Raw genomic sequence first — 12,480 nt, 5'->3', positions numbered from 1 at the left:
CGTTTTTCCAGAGGACTGCTGCCGCCAATGCGTGAGCTATTGTCATTCATTCCGCCGATGCACCCCGAAGGCCGCCGCTTCGTGCTGATTTTCGCGGCCATCACGCTGGTGCTGTTCCTGATCTGGGAACCGTTCGGCTGGCTGGGCGTCATCGCCACCGTGTGGTGTGCATGGTTTTTCCGCGACCCCGAGCGCGTGACACCGGACCGCCCCGGCCTCGTCATCGCCCCGGCGGATGGCGTCATCAACATGATTGCCAAGGCAGCCCCGCCGCCTGAACTCGGCATGGGTGACACGGAGCTGACCCGCGTCAGCATCTTCATGAATGTGTTCAACGTGCACATCATCCGCGCGCCGGTGGAAGCCGCGGCGATCCGCACGAGCTACCGGCCCGGCAAGTTCCTCAACGCCAATCTCGACAAGGCGTCAGAGGAAAACGAGCGGTACTCGGTGCTGATGCGCACCGGGGGCGGCCACGACTATGGCGTGGTGATGGTGGCGGGCCTCGTTGCGCGCCGCATTCTGCCGTTCCTCAAGCAGGGTGCGCATCTGGAGGCCGGTGACCGTATCGGCCTGATCCGGTTCGGCAGCCGGGTGGATGTCTATCTGCCGGAGGGGCTTGAGCCGCTTGTCTGCGTCGGTCAGACGAGTGTCGGCGGCGAGACCGTGCTGGCGGATCATCACGCCCACCATGATCACCGGCCCGGCCGCCGCTCATGAGCGTTTTCACGCCAAAGCAGGACGGCAGTTCCGAAGAGGGCAGTGGGCAGGGGACGGCGCCGCGCCGCCGCTTCCGCCGCGCGCCGGGCAGCCCGCCGCTGCGCAATCTCCTGCCCAACATCCTGACGGTGCTGGCACTCTGCGCCGGGCTGACGGCCATCCGCTTTGGTTTGGAGGGGCGCTATGAGTTCGCGGTCTACGCGATCCTGATCGCTGCGCTGTTCGACATGCTGGACGGGCGCGTCGCGCGCCTGCTGCAGGCGCAGTCAAAGATCGGCGCGGAGCTCGACTCCCTTGCTGACTTCTTCAATTTCGGCGTCGCGCCGGTGCTGATCCTCTACACCTGGAACCTGGAAAGCCTCGGTGGCCTGGGCTGGGTGGCAGTGCTGGCTTATGCGGTGGCCTGCGCGCTGCGGCTCGCCCGCTTCAATGTCAGCATGGATGATCCGGACCGGCCCACCTGGGCCAATGCATTCTTTGTCGGCGTGCCAGCGCCGGCGGCGGCGGGCCTCGTGATGCTGCCGCTCTATATGGACTTTGCGCAGATCACCACCTTCAACACCTGGCCATCGCTGGTGGCGGTGCATATCGGCATCGTGGCTTTCCTGATGGTGAGCCGGCTGCCGACTTTTTCCGGCAAGCATCTGCGGCTGTCGATGCGGCCGGACAAGGCGTTGCCGGTGTTGCTGGGCGTCGCCGTGCTGGCGGCACTTACTGTCAGCTATCCCTGGGCGACGATCATCGGCATTGCGCTGGCCTATGCCGCGACCCTGCCGCTCGCCTATTGGCGCCACCGGGTGCTGAGCAACCGCACGCGTATTGCCCGTGCGGGCCGCGACCGCGACCTGTCCGACTAGACGGTCTCACCGCAATACCCACATGCCTAAGGCAGGTTGGGCGGGCCGAGGATTACTCGGCCGCGCCGAAGCCCTGCCGTTGCCGGCGATTGCCGAGCCCGGGAATGAACCGCAGGATTCCGTCCCGGTAGCCCGGCCAGCTTTCCCGCAGGACGGCGGGTGCTGCCAGCATCACCGGCGTCACCACCAGCGTCAGCAGGGTGGCGAAGCTGAGGCCGGAAATGATGGCCGTGGAGAGCTGCACCCACCACACGGCCACCGGGCCGCCATAGGTGACGGTGCGGTCGAAGAAGCCCACATTGATCTGCGTCGCCATGGGCAGGAGACCGCAGATGGTGGTGATGGTGGTGAGCAGCACCGGACGCAGGCGCTGGCCCGCCGTCCGCAGCACGGCTTCCACCGGCTCCATGCCGCGCGCCAGGAGGCCCTGGAACGTGTCGATGAGCACGATGTTGTTGTTCACCACGATACCCGCCAGCGCCACGATGCCTGTGCCGGTCATGATGACCGAGAAGGTCTGGCCGGTGATGACCATGCCCAGCAGCACACCGATGGTGGACATGATGACCGCCGAGAGCGTCAGCACCGAGTGGTAGAAGGAATTGAACTGCGTCAGCAGGATGATGAACATCAGGAACAGCGCGGCGATCATGGCGTTGCCGAGGAACGCCGCTGATTCAGCCTGATCCTCATCCGCGCCACGGAAGCGCCAGTTGACCCGCGGGTCGATATTGGCTTCGGTCTCGAGCCACTCGCGGACTTCCCTCACCTTGTCATCCGCCAGCACGCCTTCGACCGTGTTGGCCTTCACGTCCATCACCTGGATGCCGTCCTTGCGGGTGATCTCGTTCACCTGCTGGGCCGGCACGCGGGTCACGAAGTTGGACAGCGGCACCAGACCATTGGGCGTGCGCAGGCGCAGCTGGTCCAGCTGGTCGATGGACCGGTCGGTGATCGGGAAGCGGGCGCGGATGTCCACTTCGTCATCCGCGTCATCCGGCCGGTAGGTCCCGACAAGAATACCGTTGGTGACCATCTGCACGGTGGCACCCACGGCGGACACGTCCGCCCCGAAGCGGCCGGCCTGCTCGCGGTCGATCTTCAGCACCCACTCGATGCCCGGCAGCGGCAGCGTGTCCTCGATGTCAATGAGATCATCAACGTTGTTTTCAAGGTGCTCGCGGACCTTCCGGGTCATCTCGCGCAGGGCGACGGGATCATTCGACGACAGCTGGATCTGCACGTCCTTGCCGGTGGGCGGACCGTCCTCGCGCTTGCGCACTTCCACATTGATGCCCGGCATGTCGCGGGTGCGCTCGCGGATTTCCTCAAGGATGATCGCGCCCGGACGGCGCTCTTCGTAAGGGGCAAGTTCAATGGAAATGCGGCCGATCATGTCAGCAGGGGCATCGCCGCCCTGGCCGGGGCCGCCCTGGCCGGGACCCGTCTGGGTGAAGACCGACTGGACACCCGCCACGTCGATGACGATTTCCTCGACTTCTTTCACCAGGCCGAGCATTTCCGCCGCCGACAGGTTGCCGCGCGCGCTAACCAGCACAGCCGCCTGCTCGGGCTCCGTTTCCACGAAGAACTCAACGCCATTGTTGAAGGCCGAGTAGAGCATGAAGATGCTCACCAACACGCCGATGGTCGCCAGCATGACCGTGAACGGCCGCTTCACCAGCCGGTCAAGCAGGCGCACATAGGCGCCCGTCATGCCTTCGAGAGCGCGGATGTCGCCGGTCTCAGCCCCGGACAGCATCGCCAGCGTCGCCTGGTTGGCAGCCTCAGCCTTGCCGAAGATCGAGCCCAGCACCGGCAGGAAGATGAGCGCGGTGATGAGCGATGCCATCAGCACGAAGATCAGCGTCAGCGGCAGATAGGACATGAACTCGCCGCTCACCCCCGGCCACAGCAGCATCGGCAGGAAGGCCGCAAGCGTGGTGGCGGTGGACGAGATGATGGGCCAGAACATGCGCGAGGAGGCGGACACATAGGCTTCCACCCGGCTCATGCCTTCTGCCATCTTGCGGTCGGCAAATTCCACGATGACGATCGCGCCGTCCACCAGCATGCCAACGGCGAGCAGCAGGCCGAACATCACCATCATGTTGAGGGTGAGCCCCGACAGGGCCAGCAGGAAAAAGCCGATGAGGAACGAGGTGGGAATGGCGACACCCACCAGCAGCGCAGAGCGCATGCCGAGGGCCGCCACAACCACGATCATCACAAGGCTGATGGCCGTGATGATGGATGCCTCAAGCGAGTTGATGGACCGGAAGATCCAGGACGACTGATCCTGGGTGTAGGAAATCCTGATGTCCTTGGGCCAGGTCCGGGTCTCTTCCTCAACGGCCTTGCGCACCGCTTCATTGGTGAGGACGATGTTCGACCCGAGCCGCTTTGTGACCTCGATGACGATGGCCGGCCCGCCGTTGAAGCGCGCGAAGCTCTCGGCATCCTTGAAGGTACGGCGGATCTCGGCGAGGTCGCCAAGGGTCACCACACCTTCGCCGGATGATTTGACGGCCAGGCTCATCACGTCTTCGCGGTTCTCGAACAGGCCGGGCAGCTTGACGTTGAAGCGCCCCTGGCCGGTATCAAGCGCGCCGGCTGCGACGAGCTGGTTGTTGAGGGATACCGCGTTGATCAGCTCGACCTGGGAGACGTTGTAGGATTCAAGCTTTACCGGATCGATGACGACTTCCAGCAGCTCTTCCCGGTCACCCACGAGCTTGGCTTCCAGCACGGTGGGGATTGCTTCGATGGCATCCTGCAGGCGGCGGGCCTTGGCCAGCAGCGTGCGCTCCGGAACATCGCCTGAAATGGCGACGACGAGCACCGGGAACAGGCTGGTGTTGAACTCCGTCACCACCGGTTCTTCCGCTTCCTGGGGGATTTCCGCGCGCGCCAGATCCACCTTCTCGCGCACATCCTGCAGGGCGTCGTCCTTGTCGAAGTCAACGTCGAATTCAAGGATGATGCCCGCCATGCCCTGGGTGGAAAAGGCGGTGATCTCCTTCAGGCCCTCAAGCGTCCGAAGCTCGGTTTCCATGGGACGTACGAGCAGACGCTCGCCGTCCTCCGGCGAGATGCCGGGATAGGGCAGGGACACGAAGAAGAACGGAATCGGAATGTCCGGGTCCGCTTCTTTCGGGATCGAGATGTAGGAGGTGATGCCTGCCAGGATCAGCAGCACCATCGTTGTTAGAACGGTGCGTGTGCGGCTGACCGCAGTTGCAACGAGCGGGTTCATGAATTGGCCCCTTCGTCTTCGAACGTCACCTCGACGGGCTGACCGTCACGGACGAATTCCTGACCGACGGTGATGACCGTCGCCTTTTCGGGAAGGCCCGCGATCCACACGCCCTCCGGACTGTCTTCGAGAATGGTGACTTCGCGGAACGCGGCCACATTACCGGGGCCCACCAGACGCACGCCGATGGTGCCATCATCGTTGAGCACCAGATAGGCAGGCGACATCAGATGTGCCTGCACGGCTTCCGCCGGAATGATGATCTCGGCCGTGATGCCGGCGGGCAGGGCGAGGTCCTTGTTGGGGATGGCAAGCTCCACCTTGAAGGTGCGGGTGCTCTCTTCCGCTGTCTTGGCAATGAAGCGCACGACACCTTCAAGCTTGCGGCCATCGATCAGGCGGGCATGGCCCACCGTGCCCATGGACAGCTTGGCCACGTCGCGCTCGGACACCTGACCCACCACGAGGATGGGGTCGAGATCCACCACGGTGGCGCAGGGCTGGCTGACCGACAGGAAGTCGCCGATCTCCACAAAACGGTTGTCGAGCACGCCGTCGAAGGGGGCCTTGATCTTGGTGTAGCCGAACTCGACTTCCATCTGGCGCACCTGCGCGACGGCGGCGTCATAGGCGGCCTTGTCGGCAGCCGCCTGGGTCTCGGAGCGATGCCCCTTGGCGGCCAGCTTCTTGGAGGCGTCATATTCGAGCCAGCGCTGTTCGCGCAGGGCCTTGGCCTCCGCCAGCCGGGCGCCGCGGGCATCCACCGACAGGCCGCAGAGAAGATCGCCCTTGGAGACGAACTCACCCTTTTCGACGGGCAGCTTGTTGACCGTGCCTGACGTTTCCGCCCGCACCTCATCTGCGCGGATGGGCTCCGTGCGGCCACGCACCAGCACGTCACGCACCACTTCACGTGCCTCGAACACACGCGCGCGGACGGTCTGCTTCTCCGCCGTGACAACCGGCTCGGTGACCTCGCCATTGGCGATGGCTTCCTCGCGCGCGGCTTCCTCGGACCCCAGATTGATCTGACCGGAAATGATCCACAGCCCCAGAACCGCGGCAATCACGGTCGCCAATACGTAGCTTTTCTTGATGGTCATGTCTGTCCGGGTCCTGGCAATCGGTTGCAGCGCCTTGGGTGGCGCCAAGTCTTGTTGGTTGGGGGCGCCAGAAACGCGGCGCGGAAACTACGCTAATACGTGGTGTTTATGACACCGGCTCCACGTGCCGGAGTGCCGGCTGCTCGTCGTCACGGGCAGCGGCTTCAATGAAATGGCGGTTGCGTTCGAGGAAGTCGGCCTGGGCCTTGTTGATGGCGATGCCGTAGCGGCGCACGAAGGAGGCCCCGGCATTGTCGCTGCCGACCTCGGTTTCCTCGAGCTCGGCGACGCTGTCCTTCACGAAGGTGATCTGCTCGTCGATCAGTGCCTTCACGCGCGAGCGCGGCAGCCGGTCAGCAAACAGCATCACGAAGGAGAAGTCCGACTTCACCTTGTCGATGCCGATCGGGCCGGCCAGCGCAGCTTCCAGCGCCTCCGTGCCCTTGGCGGTGATCGAATAGACCTTCTTGTCCGGGCGCTTGTCCTGCGATTCCATGCGGCATTCAAGCAGCCCGTCCTCGGTCATGCGGGTGAGGGCGGGATAGATCGAACCGAAGCTCGCATCCATGAAATGACGCAAGGGCCCCTGCTCGAACTCCTTTTTGATCTCGTAGCCCGAAGCATCGCCGAAGGCGAGCAGGCCGAGGCACATTGAGCGAACATCCATGGGCGAAACAGGCTTTCAATCCGGGCCGACGCAGGGAAATGGCCGGTTTTTGGGTATATAGGTTTGATATATGCCGACCTGCAAGGGGGGATACGCAATTCACCCCCCAGCGGATTGCATGGCTGGGACGGCGGGCGCCGCCTCTTACGGGCCGCTCAGCTGACGGATGGTCTTGAGGACCGTCGAGAAACGGACGATGCCGACCTGGCCGGATTTGAGGGCGGCAATCCGTGTCTGCCAGAGCTGTCCCTCGGCCATCAGCGCATCAACGCCTTCGGGCGGCAGCGGATCGCTGGCAAGCGTCGTGGCGACCTTGCGCCATTCAGATTCGACCATCGCCACATAGGACTTGGTGATGTTGGCAGTGTTCTTGAGGTCAAGCCGGCATTTGCCCAGCTTGTCCTGGTATTCTTCCACCGACCAGAGAACCGGCTTCTCCGGTTCCGCCTTGCGCCATTCGGTGACGTCCTCGTGCTCATCATCCCGCGGGAACAGCACGATGTCGTTGAAGACGAAGCGCCCGCCACCGCGCAGGGCACCGGCTGCATTGCGCAGGAACATTTCCCGGTTGGGCACAAAGCACATGTTTTCCCGGCAGAACATCCGGTCAAAGGCGCGGATGCCGAAATCCGGGTTCTGGTAATTGAACACCTGGCCGCGGACGACACCTTCGCTCTCGTCCTCCAGCCGCTTGGCTTCCAGCGGTTCCACCTCGAAACAGGTGACCATGTTGGGATAGCGGCCCATCAGCGCCTTGGCGGGGCCGATGCCGCCGGGAAGGATGTCGGCCGCTACGTCCTCGGCCTGCATCTGGGAGATCTTGGCCATGTTGAGGATGACGCTGCCGCCACCGGGCAGGGTAAAGCCTTCGCCCCACACCCGGTCGCGGATGCGCCTGATCCATTCCTCGGTCGGCGCCTGCGGACTGCTCTGGGTGATTTCACGCCGGCGTGCGACGGGGTCTTTCTTCTTGGCGGCGCGGCTGGGCCGGTCCTTGCGGGAATCTGCGGAGGCGGACGTGCCGTTCCACCATGCCTTGAAGCGCTCGGGGAAGGGAATGTAGCCGTCGTCGGCCCCGCTCTTGGAGGGTTTGGCGGCCTTTTTGCCCTCGGATTTGCCGGACGCGCCGCCCGATGTCTTGGCGTTGGACTTGCGTGCCCGTGCGGCTTCCGCGTTCAGCTTGGCGATCTGGCTGTCGATGATCTGGTTAAACTGGTCCGGCAGCGTGCGCGTGCTCTTGAACCGCTTGATGGCATCAAGGGTCATCTTGTCCAAGGACATCTGGAAGTCCTTGGCCCCCAGCGACTCAAGCTGGGTCTTGCTAAGGGTCAGCAGGCTCGACATTCGGTTTGGTCCGGACAGCACAGTGCACGTGCGATCCAGAGTGGGCCAACCTGGTTAAATCCGACCTAATATCATCGCCAGATGTCGCGTTATCGCGCGGATTTGATACAACCCCTAGGTGAAATCAGGGGTTTTACGCCGCGGCGCGATGCGCTCAAGGGTTGTGGCGAAGGCGGGAAGGCCCAAAATGGCGGCCACCATGTTCATCAGGAACATGAAGGCCAGCAACGCCCCCATATCGGCCTGGAACTTGAGCGGCGACAGAACCCAGGTGCCGACGCCGATCGCCAGCATGATGGCCGTGTAAACGACGGCCATGCCGGTGGAGAGCAGCGCCCCCTCATAGGCGTCCGTGATGCCGAGGCCTTCCTTCTGGTAATAGCGGATCTGGCTGTAGAGATAGAAGGCGTAGTCGACCCCGATGCCGGTGCCGAGCACCAGGACGGGCAGGGTGGTGACCTTGAGGCCGATGCCTAGCGCCACCATGAAGACATAGCCGAGGAGGGTGGCCAGCAGCAGCGGCATGCAGCAGCAGATGACCGCCCGCCAGTCCACATAGGCCAGGAACACCAGCACGATGATGGTGGCGAACACGTAGAGGATGAGCGGTGCCTCGCTCTCCTCAATCACTTCGTTGGTGGCCGCAATGATGCCGACACCACCCATGCCGAGGCGGATGGTGACGTCCTCGTTGGGATTGATCTCGTCATAGGCCTCCACGGCAGCCACCACCTCGTTGATGGTCGTCGCCTTGTGGTCGGACATGTAGGCAATCACAGGCAGGATGGTGCAGGCATTGTTGAGCAGGCCGGTGGTGGTGGGGACCGCCGACGTGGCGGAGATGAGCTGCTGGGTCGTCGGCGGCAATTCACGCCATTTGAGGCTGCCTTCGGCACCGATCGACTGGAAGCTGCGGGCCGCGAAGGGCAGGCTGTCCACCGACACGACCCCCGGCACGCCGCGCATATAGAGCGAGAACCGGTCCACGTAATTCATGATGTCAGGATCAATGCAGGCGTCGCGCGGGGTTTCAAGGATGATGATCAGCACATCCGTCGGCACGCTGAGGGCTGTCGCGATATAGGCCGTGTCCTGATTATATTTCGAGTCCGGCCGCAACTCCGACGCCCCGGCGGTGATGTCGCCCACATGGCGGTCGCGGCTGATGGAATAGGACAGGCCCAGCAGCACGAAGATCAGGATGGTGGCGTAGAGTGCCGGCTGCGGCTGCGCGATGCGCGCAATGAAGCTCATCACCTGTTCGCGCCGGGCGCGGGCCTTGATGAACAGGCGCACCTGCCGGTCATCACGCGGGATGTAAGACGCGATCAGCGGCAGCATCACCAGGTTTGAAATGATCTTCAGCGCAACGCCGATGGTGGCGATGACGGCGATGTCCTGCACCACGCCGACGGGAATGAGATAGAGTGTGACGAAGCCCACAAGGTCGGTGATCAGCGCCATCGAGCCGGGCACCAGCAGGCGGCGGAACGTGGCCCGCGCCGCATGCATGCCGTCCTGCCCCTTCGCAATCTGTGTGGCGATGAGATTAACCTGCTGCATGCCGTGACTGACGCCGATGGCGTAGACAAGGAACGGCACGAGGATCGCCAGCGGGTCGAGCGCATAGCCGATGGCACCCAGCACGCCGAACTGCCACACCACCGAGACGAGCGACGAGCCGATGGCCAGTGCCGACAGGGTGAGCGAGCGGACGTAGAAATAGACCGCAAGCCCCGTCAGCACGAAGGCAACGCCGAAGAAATAGGCGGCGATGATGGCGCCCTCGGCGATATCGCCGATGAATTTCGGAAAGCCGATGATCATCACATCGGTCTTGTCGTCGGTGAAGGGTGCGCGGATTTTCTGTTCGAGGATGTCCGCAACTTCCAGCGCCAGGTTCGCCGTGCTCGAGATATCGCCGTCGCCCGCGCCCTGCTCGCGCAATTGCAGGAGCACGATGGAGGCCGTCTCATCAAGGGCGACGAGGTCACCATAAAGATCGCTGTTCAGCACGCGCTGGCGTATCGCGTCCACATCGTCCTGAGTGATGCTGTCGACGGTGACATCGCCCGGCACGACATCATGGAGGTCAAACCCCTCCTCGGTGATTTCGAGGATCTGGGTGTTGGGCGTCCACAGGGAGAACATGCGGGCCCGGTCAACACCAGGCAGGTAACGCGCTTCCTCGGTGATGGCGTAGAGCTTCTTGAAGAAGTCCACGTTCCACATGTCACCGGTCTTGCTGCGCAGGCCGATCACAACCAGGTTCGCGCCCGGCAGCTCCTTCTGATACTCGAAATAGGTTTGCACATAGGGGTGTTCGAGCGGCACCTGCTTGAGGAAGCCGGCTTCCATGCGCCAGCCGGCCACGGCGAAGTAGCCGCCGATAACCGTCATTGCCGCCATGAATATGAGGATGGCCGCGCGCCAGCGGAAAATGACGTCTTCGATGATCTGCACTCGACTATCCCCCTGGAAAGGCCCTTACGCATGCGCGCCTGTTCACCAGCGCCTCATCGCGTCCGCGGCCTTCGCCCCTGATGCGTTTGCTGAAAAATTGCTTGTGATTTGTGCAAACCCCACCTTGCGCTAGGATGGCAGCCGAAAGCTCAAACCGCAACGCCGCGCATGCCTGAAAACAGCGCGGCAACACAGCCGATTAGCAGGGTGGGGAAACACCAATATGATCAAGTCTCTGTTCGGCGGCCTTGTCGCCAGGCAAGACCGCAAGCCCGCGCCGCTGGCCGGCGTGTTCAGCAAGGTGGGCGAGGCGCGCAAGGATGGGTCCACCCTGAGCGATGCGCTTGACGGCATTGACCGCACCACGATTGCCGCTGCCGTGCTGATGGTGGAAGTGGCTCGTCTGGACACGGACTATTCCGGCGAGGAGACCGACCGCATCTGCTCGATCATGCGCCGGGAATTCGGCATGTCGCTCGAACAGGCAAATGCGCTGCTGGACACCGCCGAGGCGCGCCATGAAGAGGCCTACACCAACTGGCTCTTCACCAAGACCATCAAGGAGAAGGCGGGCCTCGAAGAGCGCGCCCGGGTGATGGAGTATCTCTGGGATATCGCGTTTGCCGATGGCGAACTGCATGAGCTGGAAGCCGACCTGCTGTTGCGCATCGGCAATGCGATGGAGCTGCCGGAAAATCTCCGCATCACCGCGCTCCTCAATGTGCTGGCCAAGCATGGCAGCACGCTTGAACTGAAGCAGGCCTGACGCTACGTCACCCGGTGACACGCAACCCGGCGGACGGGAGAGGCCTTCAGGCCAATCTGAGCTCCGCCAGCAGCAAATGGAACTCTCATGAGCAAGAACCGCGAATTCGACGTCGTCGTCTATGGCGCGACCGGTTTTACCGGCCGCCTGGTGGCCGAATATCTCGCCGGGCAGTACGGCGTCGGCAAGGACCTGAAATGGGCAATGGCCGGCCGCAGCGAGGACAAGCTCGCCGCCGTCCGCGACGAGATCGGCGCCCCCAAGGATGTGCCCTTCGTGGTGGCGGATGCTTCTGATACAGCATCCCTCAAGGCCATGGCCGAGCGCACCAGCGTGGTGCTGACCACGGTTGGCCCGTACCAGCTCTATGGCAGCGACCTCGTGGCTGCCTGCGCCGAGGCCGGCACGGATTATGTAGACCTGTGCGGCGAGGTGAACTGGATGCACCAGATGATCGCCGCGCATTCTGACAAGGCGAAGGAAACCGGTGCCCGCATCGTGCTGTCCTGCGGCTTCGACTCGATCCCGTTCGATCTCGGCGTCTATTTCCTGCAGCAGAACGCCAAGGACAAGCTGGGCGAAATGGTGCCGCGGGTGAAGACGCGCGTGCGGGCCATGAAGGGCACCTTCTCCGGCGGTACGGTCGCCAGCTTCCGCGCCACCATGGCGCAGGCCGGCAAGGACCCGGAAGTCATCAACATCCTGCAGAACCCGTTCGCCCTCACACCGGGCTTTACCGGCCCGGAACAGCCGGCCGGCAACAAGCCGGAATACGACGAGGACCTGGGCATGTGGCTTGCGCCCTTCATCATGGCGCCGATCAACACCCGCAATGTGCACCGGTCAAACCAGCTTCTGGGTCACGTCTATGGCGAGGATTTCGTCTATGACGAGATGATGATCACGGGCCCCGGCGACCAGGGCAAGGAGATCGCCGACATGGTGGCGAACGACACCTCCATGATGAGCGAGGACGCCCCCAAGCCCGGCGAAGGCCCCTCCAAGAAGGAGCGCGAGGAAGGCATGTATGACGTGCTGCTGATCGGTGAGGCCAGGGACGGGCGCACGATCAAGGTGGGCGTCACCGGCGACCGCGATCCCGGCTATGGCTCAACCTCCAAGATCATCGCTGAAGCGGCGGTGTGCCTTGCCAAGGATGACATCAAGGTGCCCGGCGGCCTGTACACGTCCGCGCCCGCCATGGGCCTCGATCTGGTGGATCGGCTTACAAAAAATGCAGGCATGACCTTCAAGGTTGAAGGCTGACGTGACCCAGGCCTGATGGAAAGATCAGGCCGACGCGA

The 12,480-nt window shown here is 63.3% G+C and carries 9 protein-coding genes; 4 read left to right on the top strand and 5 right to left on the bottom strand.

All coding sequences use genetic code 11. From position 1 onward, the window contains the following. Positions 1 to 27 precede the first annotated feature (27 nt). On the top strand, positions 28 to 720 hold the full coding sequence (locus HG718_RS08530; protein WP_160587442.1) for a phosphatidylserine decarboxylase: 693 nt from the start codon (positions 28 to 30) through the stop codon (positions 718 to 720). Further along, positions 717 to 1,577 (top strand): CDP-alcohol phosphatidyltransferase family protein, encoded by an 861-nt coding sequence (locus HG718_RS08525; RefSeq protein ID WP_160587443.1) that lies wholly within the window; start codon positions 717 to 719, stop codon positions 1,575 to 1,577. The genes HG718_RS08530 and HG718_RS08525 overlap by 4 nt, the downstream gene beginning before the upstream one ends. A 52-nt stretch (positions 1,578 to 1,629) precedes the next feature. On the opposite strand, the gene HG718_RS08520 is transcribed toward HG718_RS08525, so the two are convergent. The 5 genes from HG718_RS08520 to HG718_RS08500 all read right to left on the bottom strand — a co-directional run bounded on the left by HG718_RS08520 (position 1,630) and on the right by HG718_RS08500 (position 10,410). After that, positions 1,630 to 4,833: an efflux RND transporter permease subunit gene (locus tag HG718_RS08520; protein ID WP_160587444.1), complete on the bottom strand. Its 3,204-nt coding sequence runs from the start codon at positions 4,831 to 4,833 to the stop codon at positions 1,630 to 1,632. Further along, entirely contained in the window at positions 4,830 to 5,936 is a 1,107-nt protein-coding gene (locus HG718_RS08515; protein WP_170080196.1) for an efflux RND transporter periplasmic adaptor subunit, read from the bottom strand. Before HG718_RS08515 ends, HG718_RS08520 begins: the two co-directional genes overlap by 4 nt. 106 nt (positions 5,937 to 6,042) lie before the next feature. After that, the gene (locus HG718_RS08510; RefSeq protein ID WP_160587446.1) at positions 6,043 to 6,603 is read right to left on the bottom strand and encodes a PadR family transcriptional regulator; all 561 of its coding nucleotides are present in this window, start codon (positions 6,601 to 6,603) and stop codon (positions 6,043 to 6,045) included. A 144-nt stretch (positions 6,604 to 6,747) separates the two neighbouring features. Continuing rightward, positions 6,748 to 7,947: a class I SAM-dependent methyltransferase gene (locus HG718_RS08505; RefSeq protein WP_160587447.1), complete on the bottom strand. Its 1,200-nt coding sequence runs from the start codon at positions 7,945 to 7,947 to the stop codon at positions 6,748 to 6,750. 114 nt (positions 7,948 to 8,061) lie between these two features. Then, a complete protein-coding gene (locus HG718_RS08500; protein WP_244624788.1) occupies positions 8,062 to 10,410 on the bottom strand; it encodes an efflux RND transporter permease subunit in 2,349 nt (782 codons plus the stop codon). A 223-nt stretch (positions 10,411 to 10,633) separates the two neighbouring features. On the opposite strand from HG718_RS08500, the gene HG718_RS08495 reads away from it, so the two are divergent. Beyond that, a complete protein-coding gene (locus HG718_RS08495) occupies positions 10,634 to 11,176 on the top strand; it encodes a tellurite resistance TerB family protein (RefSeq protein WP_160587448.1) in 543 nt (180 codons plus the stop codon). An 87-nt stretch (positions 11,177 to 11,263) separates the two neighbouring features. Continuing rightward, on the top strand, positions 11,264 to 12,442 hold the full coding sequence (locus HG718_RS08490; protein WP_160587449.1) for a saccharopine dehydrogenase family protein: 1,179 nt from the start codon (positions 11,264 to 11,266) through the stop codon (positions 12,440 to 12,442). Positions 12,443 to 12,480: the final 38 nt, after the last annotated feature.

This window comes from Pyruvatibacter mobilis (assembly GCF_012848855.1).
Taxonomy (GTDB): domain Bacteria; phylum Pseudomonadota; class Alphaproteobacteria; order CGMCC-115125; family CGMCC-115125; genus Pyruvatibacter; species Pyruvatibacter mobilis.
This window is presented reverse-complemented; position numbering and strand designations above follow the sequence as displayed.

Bases quoted from the DNA above. Each gene is read 5' to 3' on its own strand.
- HG718_RS08495 (WP_160587448.1), top strand. From the start codon at position 10,634: ATGATCAAGTCTCTGTTCGGCGGCCTTGTCGCCAGGCAAGACCGCAAG.
- HG718_RS08510 (WP_160587446.1), bottom strand. From the start codon at position 6,603: ATGGATGTTCGCTCAATGTGCCTCGGCCTGCTCGCCTTCGGCGATGCT.
- HG718_RS08505 (WP_160587447.1), bottom strand. From the start codon at position 7,947: ATGTCGAGCCTGCTGACCCTTAGCAAGACCCAGCTTGAGTCGCTGGGG.
- HG718_RS08520 (WP_160587444.1), bottom strand. From the start codon at position 4,833: ATGAACCCGCTCGTTGCAACTGCGGTCAGCCGCACACGCACCGTTCTA.
- HG718_RS08525 (WP_160587443.1), top strand. From the start codon at position 717: ATGAGCGTTTTCACGCCAAAGCAGGACGGCAGTTCCGAAGAGGGCAGT.
- HG718_RS08515 (WP_170080196.1), bottom strand. From the start codon at position 5,936: ATGACCATCAAGAAAAGCTACGTATTGGCGACCGTGATTGCCGCGGTT.
- HG718_RS08490 (WP_160587449.1), top strand. From the start codon at position 11,264: ATGAGCAAGAACCGCGAATTCGACGTCGTCGTCTATGGCGCGACCGGT.
- HG718_RS08530 (WP_160587442.1), top strand. From the start codon at position 28: ATGCGTGAGCTATTGTCATTCATTCCGCCGATGCACCCCGAAGGCCGC.